This is a genomic window from Salinicola halimionae (assembly GCF_003206065.1).
Classification (GTDB): Bacteria; Pseudomonadota; Gammaproteobacteria; order Pseudomonadales; family Halomonadaceae; genus Salinicola; species Salinicola halimionae.
Window position 1 is genome coordinate 336721 of the sequence record NZ_PZJQ01000002.1, and the last position, 15636, is coordinate 352356.

Consider the following 15636-nt stretch of genomic DNA (forward strand, 5'->3'; position numbering starts at 1 on the left):
GTCAGCTCAGAGCCAGGGTACGTCACGGCGATGGTGCATGAAGGATCTCGCCATCGGCAGTGGGCAAGCCGTCGCGGATGGCGCGGGAAAAGGCCTCGCTCCCCGCAGTGTACGGAATCTGCCGGGCGCGCGGATCGATATAGCCTCGCTCGCGCAGGAATTCGAGCGGGTGGCTCGTGTCCAGTCCGCCGATAGCATAGACGTATTCCGGCAGGTAGCCGGAGAGAATCAGGCGGATATCCCTGGGCAGCCCGTCGACGATCCTGTCGACCATGTCGAACACGATGGTGGTGCAGTTGCTGGTCAGGGTGTTGTAGAACTCAGGGCTTTGGCGTAGCCGCTCGGCTTCGTCAAGGTAGGCCAGAAACAGCTCGCGACGCGCTTGAGGCGACAGGCCGACGCGATAGAGATAGACGTCCTCGCCGCGTACGTTGCTGCGCAGGCGCAGGATATCGTTCTCGTCGGCGGCGATCAGGTTGAGTTCGAACTGCTTGAAGAAGCCACCGCTGATGGAAAATGCCTCGTTCTTCTCGCGCCGGATCTCCACCGAGAAGGTCAGGTGCCGGCCGTCATCGAATCCGAAAGAGACCAGCGTGTGGGCGATCGCCGGCCCCATCCAGTAGGAAACCACCATGTCCACCGCGTCGAGCTGCGAGAGATCGTACTCGCGGGTTTCCCAGCGCGGCATGGCGGTGTCTGGCGTCTGCCACTCGAAGTCACGTACGTTGTGAAGCGTGACCCGGTCACCGTCGCGCTCGACCGAGAGCTGACGCGCCACGTCCGGCGCCCAGTCGCGGTCGTTGCTGGGTTCGAGACTCTGCCACCACGCCACGATGACGATCAGTGTCAGCGTGAACAGGACTCGCGGCACCGACGAAGCTCGACGATGATGGCGCTTTCCTAACGGCGCCAGCAGCGCGGCCAGCCCGACCAGCAGCCAGATAATGATCACTGCAATGACTACCGCCGGCGGGCCGGGGAGCTCGAAGTGCAATGCCGCCGCGCCCCAGGCCAGAACCAGGCACAGCATGACGGCGCGCAGTCCGTGACCCAGGCCGAACAGCACTCGTCGCCAGACGTGCCAGCTTGCAGATCGGGGCATGAACTGTCCTTTCGGGCTGAGGCGATGAGGTAAGTATCAAAAAGGTGATGGTGCCCCAGTGACACCAGGGAATAAAGCGCTGAAAATTGCCGCCGATAAGAGCAGTGAAGTTATACTAAAGTCTAATCAGCTGAGGCGTTGAGCGGTGGCTTGCGACTCAAGCGGCTGTCGCCGAACCTGACGACAGGCTATCGTGCGATGAGATTCCGACTCAGGAGAGACCGAGATTTCCGATTCGTTTTCCCACTCCCTGCGCCAGCTGTGGACCCTCGACAAGTTCGCTTACAGCTTCCGGGTTTTTCTGGCGTTCAGCGGTGCCATCGTCCTGAGCTGGACCCAGGATCAGATCGCGCTCGCGATTCCGCTGTTTCTCGGCATCATCGCCAGCGCGCTGTCCGAGACCGACGACAACTGGGAAGGTCGGGTTCGGGCTCTGCTGGTGACGCTGATTTGCTTTCTGGTCGCCTCCAGCTCGGTGGAGCTGCTGTTTCCCTGGCCCTGGCTGTTCGCTCCCGGCCTGGCACTGTCGGCATTCATCTTCATCATGCTCGGCGCGGTCGAGCAACGTTACGCCACCATCGCCTCGGCAACGCTGATCCTGTCGGTCTATTCGATGATCAATATCGAGCAGCACGGCGGCACCACCGATGGCAACTTCTGGCATCAGCCGCTGCTGCTGGTCGGGGGCGCTGCCTGGTACGGGCTGATTTCGGTGATCTGGTGCGCACTGTTCTCTCGCCAACCGGTCAAGCAGAGCATGGCCCAGCTCTATCGGGAACTGGGTGAATATCTGATCATCAAGGCGACGCTGTTCGAGCCGCTGCGCGGTGTCGATGTCGAAAGTCGACGGGTGGCGCTGGCGCGCCAGAACGGCCGCGTGGTGACCGCGCTCAACCAGGCCAAGGAGATGATCTTTCGGCGCCTGGAAGGCCAGCGCGGCAGCCGCAAGCTCAATCGCTATCTGCGTCTCTACTTCATCGCGCAGGATATCCACGAGCGGGTCAGCGCCTCGCATTACCCTTATTCGGCGCTGGCGGAGACCTTCTTTCATCATGACGTGCTGTTCCGTTGCCAGCGCCTGCTCGATCAGCAGGGCCGTGCCTGCAAGCGTCTGGCCAAGGCGCTGCTGCTGCGTCAGCCGTTCGAGCACGGCCAGAGCGAACAGGCGCTGGAGGATCTGCGCGCCTCGATCGTCTATCTACGCGCCCAGCGCAAGCCGGAATGGACACCGCTGCTGCGCTCGCTGCAGGCGTTGGGCCGTAACCTGGCGACGCTGGAAGACCAGCTGTCCAGCGCCCACAACCCGGACGCGGTCGCCGATCAGAAGGACGCCAGCCTGTTCGATCGCTCGCCACGCAGTTTCAAGGATGTCTGGGAGCGCATCCGGCTCAATCTGACCGCGGGCTCGCCGACCTTCCGCCATGCGCTGCGACTGTCGACGGCCCTGCTGGTGGGCTATGGCGTGCTGCACCTGGTTCATCCGACGCAAGGGTACTGGATCCTGCTGACGACATTGTTCGTGTGTCGTCCCAACTTTGGGGCGACGCGGCGATTCCTGCGCCAGCGCATTGTCGGCACGGTGCTCGGGCTGCTTGTCGGCTGGGCACTGATCAGCCTGTTCCCGGATCCGCTGATCCAGTCGCTGATCGCGGTCGTTGCCGGCGTCACGTTCTTCGCCAATCGCGAGAAGCACTATGTGATAGCGACCGCCGCCATTACCACGCTGGTATTGAGCAGTTTCAATCAGGTCGGCGACGGTTTCGACCTGATCCTGCCACGACTGATCGATACCCTGATCGGCGCGTTGATCTCGGGCCTGGCGGTGTTCTTTATCCTCCCGGACTGGCAGGGGCGGCGTCTGCACAAGGTTGCCGCGACGGCGCTGACCAACAGCACACTCTATCTGCGCGAGATCATTCACCAGTACGAGGCCGGCAAACAGGACGATCTGGCCTACCGGCTGGCCCGGCGCAATGCCCATAACGCCGACGCCGCACTCTCCACGGTGCTTGCCAACATGCTGCAGGAGCCGGGCCACTATCGAAAGAAGGACGCCGACGAGGGTTTCCGTTTTCTGGTGGTTTCCCACACGCTGCTGGGTTATCTCTCCGCGCTGGGCGCACACCGGGGGGCGTTGGCGGCCAAGGAGTCGAACACCGAGAACGGTGTCGATATCTATGCGGCGGCACGGCGCGTCGCCGATCGCTTCGATACCATTGCCGACAGCCTGCGTTTGCGACAAACCATCGACGATCCCAAGGCCGAACAGAGCGCCTTGATGGCGATCTTCGAGCAGGAGCCCGCCGCCGCCCAGGATGACGCCGACGACGAGCGCCGCGTGATTCAGACCCAACTGTTGCACATCAGCCGCCAGCTGGTACCGATGAGTGAAGCGGCCGCTCGACTGATAGCGCGGCCGCTCGAGACGCCGAACGAGGAAGGCTCTCCCGAGAAGGCCGAGAAGGTCGTCAAGAACGTCACCGAGAACGTCACTGAAAGACCCTGAAACATCGCCCCCTGCGATCAGGTCTCACACCTGCCCGTATCGTCCCGCTTCGTCGCCCAGCCAGCGGCGGATCAGCGGGGTCGCAGCGTCGGGAGCTTCTTCGAGTAGCGCCTGGGCCAGCGCCGTGACGGTGTCGAGCAGGTCGCGGTCGCGCTCCAGGTCGGCGATCTTCATCTGCGCCAGGCCGGTCTGGCGGGTGCCGAGCACTTCGCCGGGGCCCCGCAGTTCGAGATCCTTTTCCGCTACCTTGAAGCCGTCGGTGGTGTCACGCAGGATGCCGAGGCGCTGGCGCGAGTGGTTCGACAGCGGCGGGTGATAGAGCAGCACGCAGTAGCTGTCGACGCGGCCTCGGCCGACCCGGCCGCGTAGTTGATGCAACTGGGAAAGCCCCAGCCGCTCCGGATTCTCGATGATCATCAGGCTGGCGTTGGGCACGTCGACGCCGACCTCGATCACCGTGGTCGCCACCAGTAGATCCAGCTCGCCGCGCTTGAAGGCATCCATCACCTCGACCTTTTCCTGCGCCTTCATGCGCCCGTGTACCAGGCCCACGTTGAGCTCCGCCAACGCTTCCACCAGCGTGTCGCGGGTGACTTCGGCGGCCTGACAGGTCAGCGTCTCCGACTCCTCGATCAGGGTGCAGACCCAGTAGGCCTGGCGGCCCTCGGCGCAGGCGTTGCGGATGCGTTGAATCACCTCCGGGCGGCGTTCGTCGGGCACCGCCACGGTGTGCACCGGGGTGCGGCCCGGCGGCAGCTCGTCGATCACCGAGAGATCGAGATCGGCGTAGGCGCTCATCGCCAGCGTGCGTGGAATTGGGGTGGCGGTCATGATCAGCTGATGCGGCGTCAGGCCACCGGACTCGCCCTTCTGACGCAGCGCGAGGCGCTGATGGACGCCGAAGCGGTGCTGCTCGTCGATCACCGCCAGTCCCAGGCGCTGAAAGGTCACGTCATCCTGAAACAGCGCGTGGGTGCCGACGGCGACCTGGACGCGGCCATCGGCGATGGCGGCTTTGGTATCCAGCCGCGCCTTGCCCTTGAGCTTGCCGGCCAGCCAGCCGACCTCGATCCCCAGTGGTTCGAGCCAAGCCCGGAATTGTCGGAAGTGCTGCTCGGCCAGAATCTCCGTAGGCGCCATCACGGCGGCCTGGCAGCCGCCGGCGATAGCATTGAGCACCGCCATCGCCGCGACGACCGTTTTGCCCGAGCCGACGTCGCCCTGCACCAGGCGCAGCATCGGGACTTCGCGTTCCAGATCGCGGCCGATCTCCTCCAGTACGCGGCGCTGGGCCTGGGTCAGCGAGAACGGTAGCTGGGTCAAAAAGCGTGCCTGCAGATTGCTGGCGGCGGCGAGCCTGGGCGCGCCGTCGGCCTGAATCCGTAGACGGATCTGGCGCAGGCTCAGTTGATGCGCCAGCAGTTCTTCCAGCGCGAGGCGCCGCTGTGCGGGGTGACGGCCATCGGCCAGGCGCTCCTGCGGCGCATCCGGCGGCGGTTCGTGCAGATAGCGCAGCGATTCGATCAGGCCCGGCAGTCGAAAACGCCCCCGCAACGCTTCGGGAATCCACTCCGGCAGGCTCTCCGGCGACTGCGCCAGCCGCTTCAACGCTTGTTGAATCAGGGCGCGCAGGCGTGGTTGAGCCAACCCTTCTGTCGCGGGATAGATCGGCGTCAGGTGTTCGTCCACCGGCGCCTCCTCGGTCTGAATCAGGCGATATTCCGGGTGATAGATCTCGAGTCCGGTACTGCCGGCGCGGGCTTCACCGAAACAGCGCACCTGGACGCCCTTGACGAACTGCTGCTGCTGGGCCGGCGAGAAGTGGAAAAAGCGCAGGCTGAGAATGCCGGAGCCGTCCTTGAGCCGGACCAGCAGACTGCGGCGGCGCCCACGAACGACCTCGGCCGCGCTGACTTCGCCCTCGACCACCGCTTCGGTGCCGGCGCGCAGAGTGCCGATCGGCGTGATCCGGGTGCGGTCCTGGTAGCGCAGCGGCAGATGGAACAGCAGATCGGCGACGCGTTCGATGCCAAGCCTTGCCAGCTTTCCGGCCAGAGCCTCGCCGACGCCCGAGAGATCGGTGACCGCTTCGTCGAGGCTCATGCGGCCTCGACGTCGCTGCCCTGGATTTTATCGATCGCCTGAATCAGGGCATCGATCGCCTTGGGCCGCGGGAAGCTGGCGCGCCATGCCAGCGCAACGCTGCGCGTCGGAACATTGTCCTTGAACGGGCGACTCTCCAGCAGACCGTTTTCGTAATGGCTGGTGCCAATCGCCAGCTTCGGCAGCACCGTGATGCCCAGCCCCGAGGCGACCATGTGACGAATGGTCTCCAGCGATCCGCCCTCGGCGATCAGGGTATTGGCGGGGTTGTTGAGTTGCGCGCTGATGGCCGGGCAGGCTTCCAGAATCTGGTCGCGGAAGCAGTGGCCCTCGCCGAGCAGCAGCAGACGCTCGGTTAGCAGGTCTTCCTTGTCGATCGCAGCTCTCTCCGTCCACGGATGACCGGCCGGCAGCAGTACCTCGAACGGCTCCTCGTAGAGCGTCTTGGTGACCACGTCGGGCTCGTTGAACGGCAGCGCCACGAAGATGGCATCGAGCTCGCCACTGCGCAGCTTGCGTCGCAGCACGCCGGTGAAACTCTCCTCGATGTACAGCGGCATCTGGGGGGCGATGCGCGACAGCGCCGGGATCAGGTGAGGAAACAGATAAGGGCCGATGGTATAGATGGCGCCGATACGCAGGGGGCTGATCAACTGATCCTTGCCTTCGGTTGCCATCTCCCGAATCAGCGTGGCCTGCTCCAGCACACGATGCGCCTGCTCGACGATTCGCTCTCCCAGTGGCGTGACCTGGACGGTGGATTTGGAGCGCTCGAACAGAGCGATACCTAGCTCGTCCTCGAGTTTCTTGACGGCCACCGACAGCGTCGGCTGAGAAACGAAGCAACGTTCGGCGGCGCGACCGAAGTGACGCTCCTGGGCCAAGGTTACGATGTAGCGGAGTTCTGTTAGAGTCATTAGCTGGGACCGAAAGGCTCCCTGTCAGCGCAATGCAGCGAGTGAATGCAGCGAGAGTGAATAGGTACGCAGTTCTCGTGGTTGTGCGCGTCCTCAAGGACGAATCATCAAGGACGTTTTACCAAGAGGCTAGGGAAAGGTGAAGAAAACTACGCTAATTCTCGGCTGCGGCGATATCGGCACCCAGCTCGGGAAGCAATTGATCGACGCCGGCCATCGGGTGATCGGCGCACGGCGCAACGTCAGTGCCCTCGATGGAACCGGCATCGAAGCGGTGGCGCTGGATGTCACCGACGATACCGCATTGGCGGCGCTGCCGGATGCGGACATCATCGTTTACGCCGTCACCGCCGACCGCTTCGAGGAAGCCGCCTACGAGGCTGCCTATCCTGTCGGGCTCAAGGCGGTACTGCAGGCCTTCGGCCCGCGAGATAAAAAACCGAAACAGGTTATTTTCGTCTCCTCGACCAGCGTTTACGCCCAGCAGGGCGGTGAAGAAGTCGATGAGACCTCGGAAACCGACCCGCACGGCTTCTCCGGCACGTTGATGCGCGAGGCCGAGCAGGCACTCATGGAACACGAATTGCCAGGCACCGCCGTGCGCTTCTCGGGCATCTACGGCCCGGGACGCGATCGCCTGATCCGTCAGGTGCGCGAAGGGCGCATCGCCGCCTCCAACCCGCCGATGTACTCCAACCGCATTCATCGCGATGACTGCGCGGGCGTGATTGCTCACCTGATCCAGCTGGCGCTGGATGGCAAACCGCTGGAGCCGGTCTACCTCGCCAGCGACGGCGATTCGGCCCCGCTGCACGAAGTGATGGCCTGGATCGCCAAGCGACTCAAGGTGGAGACGCCGGACGTGATCCAATCGCCGTTACGTCGCCGTTCGAGCAAGCGCTGCAACAATCAGCGTCTTCTCGATTCCGGTTACACGTTTCGCTATCCCACTTTCCGCGAGGGTTACGAGGATGTTCTCCAGCAGGGCGGCTTTCTTCCTGCGGCAGAGAACGCCAAGGGAGTGAAAAAGGGCGGCAACTCAAAATCCGGTGCCAAGGCAAAAGCCTGACGTTCGTGCCGACCGCTTGTGACCCTGCCATGGCGAATTCGTGTCAATTCGATGACCTGAATTTGTAACTTGCTGAGAATAAAGACAAAGCGCCTCCGGGCGCTTTTTTCGTTTCCCGTCCCGCCCCCTGCCTTGTCATCGTTTCTTAATTGTCTAGATAAGTAACCGTCATACGACGTCGCCAGACTGTGTTCAACATTTCGGGGCTGGAATTCACGGCCCGACACACTCCGGGACGAATCGTATGACTGCCATCATTAGCGTCGAACGGCTCGACAAATCCTTCGGTACCCATGCCGCGCTGCGCGAGATCGGTTTCGAGATCGCCGATGGCGAAATGGTCACCCTGATCGGGCCATCGGGCTCGGGCAAGTCGACGCTGCTGCGCCATCTCGTCGGGCTGACCCGCGCCGACCGCCAGTCGCACAGTCAGGTTCGGGTACTGGATCGCGACGTGCAGCGCGGTGGTCGTCTGGTCAGCGCCAGCCGTGAGCAGCGTCGGCGCGCCGGCTACATCTTTCAGCAGTTCAACCTCGCTGGCCGCCTGAGCGTGCTGACCAACGTGCTGGTCGGTCATCTCGGCGCGATGCCGCGTTGGCGGTCCTTGATCGGCCGTTTCACCCAGCAGGAACGGGACCTGGCACTGCAGGCGCTCGAACGCGTGGGAATCGTCGGTTTGGCCCATCAGCGCGCCAACACCCTTTCCGGCGGCCAGATGCAGCGCGTCGCCATCGCTCGGGCGCTGGTCCAGGAGGCCGAGGTGATCTTCGCCGACGAGCCGATCGCTTCCCTCGACCCGCGTAGTGCCCGCGAGGTGATGGAGATCCTCCAGCGCATCAATCGCGAGGATGGCCGCACCATCGTCGTCACTCTTCATCAGGTCGAGGTCGCTCGGCGTTACTGCCGACGCGCCATCGCCCTCAAGCAGGGGCGCCTCTACTACGACGGCCCGATCGAAGGCCTCACCGATAGTCGCCTGCAGGCGCTCTACGAAAACGCCGGCCTCGACGAACTCGAATCTCGTCAGCCCGATCATCGGATCGCGGCGCCGCTGCATGCGGTGGGTTGAGCCAGCAGGTCAATCGTCACGCCCAATTACGCACCACAACAATCGATTTCCACCACCGAAAACCTGAATTTTTCAAGGAAACCCACATGATTGCATCACGTTTACGCCGCGCGGCACTGCCGCTGATCGCCGGGCTCGGCCTGATTGGCAGCACGCTCGCCATGAGTTCGGCTCAGGCCGCTGACGAGCCGCTGCGCTTCGGCATTATCTCCACCGAGTCGAGCACCAACCAGTCGACACAGTGGCAGCCGTTCCTGGACGACATGTCCCAGAAGCTGGGCGTCGATATCAAGCCATTCTTTGCCACCGACTATGCCGCCGTGATTCAGGCGATGCGCTTCGACAAGGTCGATCTCGCCTGGTACGGCAACAAGTCGGCGATGGAAGCGGTCGATCGCGCCGGTGGCGAAATCTTCGCCCAGACCGTCGCCGCCAACGGCGCGCCGGGGTACTGGAGTTTGATGATCGTCAACAAAAACAGCCCCTACGATAGCGTCGAGGACGTGCTCGCGCACGCCAGCGAGCTGACCTTCGGCAACGGCGATCCCAACTCCACTTCGGGCTATCTGGTGCCGGGCTACTACGTCTTCGCCAAAAATCATGTCGATCCCAAAACCGCGTTCAAACGCACCCTCAACGCCAATCACGAAACCAACGCGCTGACGGTGGCCAACGGTCAGGTCGACGTCGCCACGTTCAACACCGAGAGCATGGAGCGGCTGGAAGTCACTCATCCGGACAAGGCCGACCAGCTCAAGGTGATCTGGAAGTCGCCACTGATCCCGTCCGATCCGCTGGTCTGGCGCACCGATCTTCCCCAGCAGACCAAGGATGAGCTGCGTCAGTTCTTCCTGAGCTACGGCGAGACGCCAGAGCAGAAGCAGATTCTCGAGCCGCTGCAGTGGTCCGGTTTCGCCGCTTCCGATAACGACCAGTTGCTGCCGATCCGCCAGCTCGAATTGTTCAAGCAGCGCGCTCAGGTCGCCGCCAATGACTCCCTCGATGGCGATGACAAAAAGCAGCAGCTGGCCGAGATGGACGCCCAGCTCGAGTCACTGAGCAAGCGCATGGAAGCCCGTGAGGCAGCGCAGGCCAAGCAGGCCGACAACACGACGGCGATGGCCAACTAAGGTCGCGCTCATGACGGGCGGCAGGTCGAAAAAGATGGCCTGCCGCCGCCCCGACCCTCACCGATCTCTTCGTCAGGACAACGCTCATGCAAAGCGCTTCTTCCTTCGACATGCGAGCCCGATCCGACAAGCGCAGCTGGACCACCCTGGTGGGATGGGCGGTTGCCGTCGGGGTGCTCGGTTGGGCTTGGCAGGGCGCCGAAATGGCTCCGAGCCTGTTGATCAGCAATGCCGGCAACATGGCGACGCTCGCCGCCGATTTCGTACCGCCGACCTTCGGCAGTCTGGATTACTACATCGATCAGATGCTGGTGACGATTCAGATCGCGATCTGGGGCACGCTGCTGGCGGTGCTGTTTGCCATTCCGTTCGGCCTGCTGTGCTCGGACAACCTCGCGCCGTGGTGGGTCAACCAGCCGGTACGACGCCTGATGGATGCCTGTCGCGCGATCAACGAACTGGTTTTCGCGATGCTGTTCGTGGTCGCCGTCGGGCTGGGCCCCTTTGCCGGCACCATGGCGCTGTTCGTCCATACCACCGGGGTACTCGCCAAGCTCTTTTCCGAAGCGGTGGAAGCCACCGATGCGGGACCGATGGAAGGTGTACGCGTCACCGGTGCCGGACGGCTGGAAGAGATCATCTTCGGCCTGATCCCTCAGGTGTTGCCACTGTGGATATCGGTCAGCCTCTATCGCTTCGAATCCAATATCCGCTCGGCCACGGTACTCGGCATGGTCGGCGGCGGTGGCATCGGTGTCTCGCTGTGGGAAACCATGCGCGGATTCCAGTACACCGAAACCGCCACGATCATGCTGGTGATCATCGTTGCGGTGACGCTGCTGGACATGATTTCCCAGCGTGTTCGCAAGCGCTTCATCTGAAGCGCTTCGCGATGAATCCGTTACTTATTTCTGGCCCGCAAAATGTCTAGACAAATCCTTTCGATACCACGCTATCGCGAGCTGGCCGAAACGCTGGTGCGCGAGGTTCGCGCCGATTACAGCCCCGGCGATCTGCTGCCGACCGAGGCGCAGCTGGCCAAACGTTTCGGCGTCAACCGGCATACCGTACGCCGCTCGCTGGACGAACTGGTTGCCGCCGGCATGGTGACGCGTCATCAGGGGCGGGGCACTCAGGTCGTCGATCGTCGCCTCGACTACGCCGTCAGCGCTGGCAGCAAGGTGACCCAGAATCTGGCTGGGCTGGGTTTGCCCTCGAACAGTTGCTGTCTCGAGCAGGGGCTCGAACGGCCACCCGAATTGATCGCCCAGCGCTTTGGACTGCGCGAGGAGTCGGCATGCCTGCTGCGCGTCGACACCGTCCGTTACGTCGACGACGCCCCCTTGATGCGCCTGCGCCACTGGTTCGACCCCGGGCGCGTGCCGGGCTGGCTGGATCGTTACCGCGGCGGCTCCACCCGGGCGCTGCTCGATCAGCACTATGGCTTGCGCCTGCATCGCCGGCGGGTGCGCATCGATGCCGGTGCGGCTGACCGCGAAGATTCGCGCTGGCTGCAGTGTCCGCTGCATGCGCCGTTGCTGTTGATGACCAGTGACAACACCGATACCGAAGGCGCACTGGTCGAGATATCGATCGGCCGGGCCCGCGCCGATCGGCTCTCCTATCACATCGATTTCGACGACCGCATCGACTTCGATGATCCCGCGGGGATCGATTTCGACACCGACCCCCATGATTCCGACACCGACGAGGCCAAGTCATGAATCAAACGTCACGGAGAGCGCGCCAGCGGCTGTTGGCCCTCTCCACCCGCGAGCAGATCGAATCCTGCTGGACCACGCTCGGCGAGCTGCCGGAACACCACTATGTCCGCGGTCCGGAAACCGGCATGGCGATGCTCAAGGGCCGCGCCGGCGGTACCGGCAACGCTTTTCATCTCGGTGAGATGACGCTGACCCGCGCCAGTATCGCGCTCGGCGACGGCACCATCGGCCACGGCTGGGTGCGCGGTCGCGATCGCCGACACGCCGAGCTGATCGCGCTCTGTGATGCACTGGCACAGCACGCCGATTGGCAGCCTCGCCTGGAACGCGACGTGCTGACGCCGCTGGCCGACGTGCTGGCTGCGAGCCAGCAACGTGATGCCGCCACTGCTGCCGCCACCCGCGTCGATTTCTTCACGCTGGTGCGAGGCGAATGATCATGGAGAACCGGATGACGACAGAAAAAGACACGAGCCTGGATCTCGCCGCCTGGCCGGCGCTGGCCGATCCCATTCACGACAGCCAGCGCTGTTTCCGTCAGGTTCTTGGAGCGCTTTCGGAGCCTGGCAAGCGTCAAACGTTGACGCCATTCCAGGGCTCGCCGCCTCACCTCGGCGTGGCACTTTGGGGCACGTTGCTGGCGCTCTGCGATCTTGAGACACGCGTCTGGATAGGCGCTGACCTCGACTCGGCGTCGCTGCGACAAGCGCTGACCTTTCATACCGGGGCACGTCTCGTCGACGATCCCGCGTTGGCCGATTTCGCTTTGCTGACGCCGGAGTCGTTCGATCCCGCAACGCCGTTTGCGATGGGCAGCGATATCTACCCCGATCGCAGCACGACGCTGCTGGTCGTGGTCGAGACGCTCGTCAATCAGTTGGGTTGGCGGTTGAGCGGCCCGGGCATCGCCGAATCGCGAGATCTGAACATCGGCGATAGCGCCGGCTGCCAGGCGCTGATGAAACGGCTTGGTGCCAATCGCGCCAGCTTCCCGTGCGGTATCGACGCGATTTTCGGCGCCGGCGACCAACTGGCGGCGATTCCCCGCAGCACGCGGATCGCGGGCGGCCCGTCTCGACCGACAGCTGCCACGGAGGTGAACTGATGTACGTTGCCGTCAAAGGGGGGGAGCAGGCGATCGCCAACGCCCACCGCTGGTTGGCAGATCGCCGCCGAGGCGATCGCCAGCGCCCGGAACTCGAGGTCGCTCAGATCGGCGATCAGCTGCGACTCGCCGTCGACCGCGTGATGAGCGAAGCCTCGCTCTACGACCCGGAACTCGCCGCGCTGGCGTTCAAGCAGGCCAGCGGCGATCTCACCGAAGCCGTGTTTCTGCTGCGCGCCTATCGCACCACGCTGCCACGCCTTGCCATCAGCGAGCCGTTGAATACTGGCGACATGCGCCTGGAGCGGCGGATCAGCGCGACCTACAAGGATATTCCTGGTGGCCAGATTCTCGGGCCGACCTATGACTACACCCACCGCCTGCTCGATTTTCTTCAGCTCGCCGGCGCCGATGTGCCGCCCGCTGAGGTACGCGAAGACGTCAGCGAAGCCGAACCAGCGCCGGGGATTCTTGACCTGCTCGATGACGAAGGCCTGGTCGAACGCGAGATCGACGATGGCGCCGAACCCGCGGATATCACCCGCGATCCGCCGGATTACCCGATGGATCGTGCGGCTCGCCTGCAGATGCTGGCACGCGGCGACGAGGGTTATCTGCTGGCGCTGGGTTACTCGACCCAGCGCGGCTATGGCCGCAACCATCCGTTTGCCGGCGAAATCCGCCTGGGCCAGGTGGAAGTCGAGATTCATGTCGACGAATGGGACGAGACCATCTGCGTGGGCGAGATCGCGCTCAGCGAATGCCAGATGATCAACCAGTTTGGCGGCACTCGCGAAGCGGCGCCGAAATTCACCCGCGGCTACGGTCTCGCCTTCGGCCACAACGAACGCAAGACCATGGCGATGGCACTGGTCGACCGTGCGCTACGGGCTGAGGAACTTGGCGAGCCGGTCATCGGCCCGGCGCAGCAGGCGGAATTCGTACTCGCCCACGCCGATAGTGTCGACGCCTCCGGCTTCGTCTCGCATCTGAAGCTGCCGCACTACGTCGACTTTCAATCCGAGCTCGATCTGCTCAGACGTCTGCGCCGTGAGCATGCTCGGAATTCCTCACCTGATCTGGGTGAATCGCTGGATCGGCCTTCCACGGAGGAAGAAACGTCAGCGAGGAAGTCGGGACAAGGCAAACACGACCGAGAAAGCGGAGTTCATGGGCTATGAATGAGCATTTTGAGGGCGTGTTTAACGCCGTATTCGACGACGCCGCTAGTTTCGGGAGCCCAATATGAACGGTTACAACTTTGCCTATCTCGACGAACAGACCAAGCGCATGATTCGCCGTGGGCTGCTCAAGGCCGTGGCGATTCCCGGCTATCAGGTGCCGTTCGGCGGTCGCGAAATGCCGATGCCCTACGGCTGGGGGACCGGTGGCGTCCAACTGACGGCCAGCATTCTGGGTGCCGACGATATTCTCAAGGTGATCGATCAGGGTGCCGACGACACCACCAATGCGGTGAGTATCCGTCATTTCTTCCAGCGTGTGGCTGGGGTCGAGACCACCACCGCGACCATCGCCGCCGATGTCATCCAGACGCGTCACCGGATCCCCGAAACGCCGCTGCGAAGCGGCCAGATTCTGGTGTTCCAGGTGCCGATCCCCGAGCCGCTGCGTTTCATCGAGCCCAGCGAGCAGGAAACCCGGCTGATGCACGCGTTGGAGGAGTACGGCGTGATGCACGTCAAACTCTACGAGGACATCGCCCGTTACGGCCATATCGCGACGACCTATGCCTATCCGGTCAAGGTCGACGATCGCTATGTGATGGACCCGTCGCCGATCCCCAAGTTCGACAATCCCAAGCTCAACGACAGTCCGGCGCTGATGCTGTTCGGTGCCGGCCGCGAGAAGCGGCTCTACGCGATTCCGCCCTACACCCGAGTCGAGAGTCTCGATTTCGAGGATCACCCGTTCGAAATCCAGTCGTGGGAGGAAAATTGCGCGCTCTGCGGCAGCGATCACAGCTATCTCGACGAAGTGATCACCGACGACAAGGGCGGCCGGATGTTCGTTTGCTCCGATACCGACTACTGCCAGACGCGGCGGGGAGAAGTCGCATGAAAAAGCCTCGACTGACGCGTCCGGTCCTGCTGGACGTGCGCGACATCACCCGACTCTACGGCCCGGCCAAGGGCTGCGAGGCGATCGACTTTCAACTTCACGCCGGTGAGGTGCTGGGCATCGTCGGTGAATCCGGCTCCGGCAAGTCGACGCTGCTGCGGGTGCTCGCCGGGCTCGAAGCGCCGGATAGCGGCAACGTGATTTATCGCCGGCATGCGGGCCAGACGGTGCTGGATGAGGATCTATCCGAAAACGCAGACGCGGCGCTCGATCTTTACGCCATCGGCGAGGCGCGTCGTCGGGCGCTGCTGCGTCTCGAGTGGGGGCTGGTGCATCAGAACCCCCGCGATGGCCTGCGCATGGGGGTGTCCGCCGGCGCCAACATCGGCGAGCAATTGATGGCCCAGGGCCAGCGCCACTACGGCCAGCTGCGTGCTACCGGACAGGAGTGGATGCGCCAGGTCGAACTCGACCCGAGCCGAATCGATGATGCACCGCGCACTTTCTCTGGCGGTATGCAGCAGCGCCTGCAGATTGCCCGCACGCTGGTCACTCAGCCGCGGCTGGTGTTCATGGACGAGCCCACCGGTGGGCTGGACGTGTCGGTGCAGGCGCGCCTGCTCGACATGCTGCGCACGCTGGTGCGCCAACTGGGCCTGTCGGTCGTGCTGGTGACTCACGATCTCGCTGTGGCGCGCCTGCTCGCCCACCGGCTGATGGTGATGCGGCGTGGACAAGTGGTCGAAACCGGCCTGACCGATCAGATTCTCGACGATCCGCAGCATGAATATACGCAGCTGCTGGTTTCGTCCGTGCTCACACCTTGAGGATA

Annotated in this window: 14 protein-coding genes; 11 read left to right on the forward strand and 3 right to left on the reverse strand. The window is 63.4% G+C overall.

Annotated features, from left to right (window positions below):
• Positions 1 to 22 precede the first annotated feature (22 nt).
• Positions 23 to 1102 carry an Lnb N-terminal periplasmic domain-containing protein gene (locus DOM27_RS02045; protein ID WP_110654391.1) on the reverse strand — a complete coding sequence of 360 codons (1080 nt, stop codon included), beginning with the start codon at positions 1100 to 1102 and terminating at the stop codon, positions 23 to 25.
• A 226-nt stretch (positions 1103 to 1328) separates the two neighbouring features.
• Here DOM27_RS02045 and yccS point away from each other — a divergent pair, with 226 nt between their 5' ends.
• Positions 1329 to 3608, forward strand: coding sequence for a YccS family putative transporter (gene yccS, locus DOM27_RS02050; protein ID WP_110654392.1), 2280 nt, complete (start codon positions 1329 to 1331; stop codon positions 3606 to 3608).
• A gap of 24 nt (positions 3609 to 3632) precedes the next feature.
• On the opposite strand, the gene recG is transcribed toward yccS, so the two are convergent.
• Together recG and DOM27_RS02060 are read right to left on the reverse strand one after the other, a co-directional pair.
• Positions 3633 to 5711, reverse strand: a complete 2079-nt coding sequence (gene recG / locus DOM27_RS02055) for an ATP-dependent DNA helicase RecG (protein WP_110654393.1) — start codon at positions 5709 to 5711, stop codon at positions 3633 to 3635.
• A complete protein-coding gene (locus tag DOM27_RS02060; RefSeq protein WP_110654394.1) occupies positions 5708 to 6628 on the reverse strand; it encodes a hydrogen peroxide-inducible genes activator in 921 nt (306 codons plus the stop codon). Before DOM27_RS02060 ends, recG begins: the two co-directional genes overlap by 4 nt.
• A 139-nt stretch (positions 6629 to 6767) precedes the next feature.
• On the opposite strand from DOM27_RS02060, the gene DOM27_RS02065 reads away from it, so the two are divergent.
• The 10 genes from DOM27_RS02065 to phnK all read left to right on the forward strand — a co-directional run bounded on the left by DOM27_RS02065 (position 6768) and on the right by phnK (position 15631).
• Positions 6768 to 7697, forward strand: a complete 930-nt coding sequence (locus tag DOM27_RS02065) for an SDR family oxidoreductase (protein ID WP_110654395.1) — start codon at positions 6768 to 6770, stop codon at positions 7695 to 7697.
• 244 nt (positions 7698 to 7941) lie between these two features.
• Positions 7942 to 8766 carry a phosphonate ABC transporter ATP-binding protein gene (phnC, locus tag DOM27_RS02070; protein ID WP_110654396.1) on the forward strand — a complete coding sequence of 275 codons (825 nt, stop codon included), beginning with the start codon at positions 7942 to 7944 and terminating at the stop codon, positions 8764 to 8766.
• An 86-nt stretch (positions 8767 to 8852) separates the two neighbouring features.
• A complete protein-coding gene (phnD, locus tag DOM27_RS02075) occupies positions 8853 to 9896 on the forward strand; it encodes a phosphonate ABC transporter substrate-binding protein (protein WP_110654397.1) in 1044 nt (347 codons plus the stop codon).
• An 86-nt stretch (positions 9897 to 9982) separates the two neighbouring features.
• Positions 9983 to 10777 (forward strand): phosphonate ABC transporter, permease protein PhnE, encoded by a 795-nt coding sequence (gene phnE / locus DOM27_RS02080; protein WP_110654398.1) that lies wholly within the window; start codon positions 9983 to 9985, stop codon positions 10775 to 10777.
• A gap of 42 nt (positions 10778 to 10819) precedes the next feature.
• Entirely contained in the window at positions 10820 to 11620 is an 801-nt protein-coding gene (gene phnF, locus DOM27_RS02085; RefSeq protein WP_110654399.1) for a phosphonate metabolism transcriptional regulator PhnF, read from the forward strand.
• On the forward strand, positions 11617 to 12057 hold the full coding sequence (gene phnG / locus DOM27_RS02090; RefSeq protein ID WP_110654400.1) for a phosphonate C-P lyase system protein PhnG: 441 nt from the start codon (positions 11617 to 11619) through the stop codon (positions 12055 to 12057). The genes phnF and phnG overlap by 4 nt, the downstream gene beginning before the upstream one ends.
• 14 nt (positions 12058 to 12071) lie before the next feature.
• Positions 12072 to 12725, forward strand: a complete 654-nt coding sequence (phnH, locus tag DOM27_RS02095) for a phosphonate C-P lyase system protein PhnH (RefSeq protein WP_110654401.1) — start codon at positions 12072 to 12074, stop codon at positions 12723 to 12725.
• Positions 12725 to 13906 carry a carbon-phosphorus lyase complex subunit gene (locus DOM27_RS02100; RefSeq protein WP_110654402.1) on the forward strand — a complete coding sequence of 394 codons (1182 nt, stop codon included), beginning with the start codon at positions 12725 to 12727 and terminating at the stop codon, positions 13904 to 13906. Before phnH ends, DOM27_RS02100 begins: the two co-directional genes overlap by 1 nt.
• 64 nt (positions 13907 to 13970) lie before the next feature.
• Positions 13971 to 14804: an alpha-D-ribose 1-methylphosphonate 5-phosphate C-P-lyase PhnJ gene (locus tag DOM27_RS02105; RefSeq protein WP_110654403.1), complete on the forward strand. Its 834-nt coding sequence runs from the start codon at positions 13971 to 13973 to the stop codon at positions 14802 to 14804.
• Positions 14801 to 15631: a phosphonate C-P lyase system protein PhnK gene (gene phnK, locus DOM27_RS02110; protein WP_110654404.1), complete on the forward strand. Its 831-nt coding sequence runs from the start codon at positions 14801 to 14803 to the stop codon at positions 15629 to 15631. Before DOM27_RS02105 ends, phnK begins: the two co-directional genes overlap by 4 nt.
• The last annotated feature ends 5 nt before the right edge of the window (positions 15632 to 15636 follow it).

What these genes read in the sequence shown, in the direction of transcription:
- DOM27_RS02060 (WP_110654394.1), bottom strand. Translation starts at nt 6,628, where the DNA reads ATGACTCTAACAGAACTCCGCTACATCGTAACCTTGGCCCAGGAGCGT.
- phnG (WP_110654400.1), top strand. Translation starts at nt 11,617, where the DNA reads ATGAATCAAACGTCACGGAGAGCGCGCCAGCGGCTGTTGGCCCTCTCC.
- phnF (WP_110654399.1), top strand. Translation starts at nt 10,820, where the DNA reads ATGTCTAGACAAATCCTTTCGATACCACGCTATCGCGAGCTGGCCGAA.
- phnD (WP_110654397.1), top strand. Translation starts at nt 8,853, where the DNA reads ATGATTGCATCACGTTTACGCCGCGCGGCACTGCCGCTGATCGCCGGG.
- phnK (WP_110654404.1), top strand. Translation starts at nt 14,801, where the DNA reads ATGAAAAAGCCTCGACTGACGCGTCCGGTCCTGCTGGACGTGCGCGAC.
- recG (WP_110654393.1), bottom strand. Translation starts at nt 5,711, where the DNA reads ATGAGCCTCGACGAAGCGGTCACCGATCTCTCGGGCGTCGGCGAGGCT.
- phnE (WP_110654398.1), top strand. Translation starts at nt 9,983, where the DNA reads ATGCAAAGCGCTTCTTCCTTCGACATGCGAGCCCGATCCGACAAGCGC.
- DOM27_RS02100 (WP_110654402.1), top strand. Translation starts at nt 12,725, where the DNA reads ATGTACGTTGCCGTCAAAGGGGGGGAGCAGGCGATCGCCAACGCCCAC.
- phnH (WP_110654401.1), top strand. Translation starts at nt 12,072, where the DNA reads ATGACGACAGAAAAAGACACGAGCCTGGATCTCGCCGCCTGGCCGGCG.
- DOM27_RS02045 (WP_110654391.1), bottom strand. Translation starts at nt 1,102, where the DNA reads ATGCCCCGATCTGCAAGCTGGCACGTCTGGCGACGAGTGCTGTTCGGC.
- DOM27_RS02105 (WP_110654403.1), top strand. Translation starts at nt 13,971, where the DNA reads ATGAACGGTTACAACTTTGCCTATCTCGACGAACAGACCAAGCGCATG.
- phnC (WP_110654396.1), top strand. Translation starts at nt 7,942, where the DNA reads ATGACTGCCATCATTAGCGTCGAACGGCTCGACAAATCCTTCGGTACC.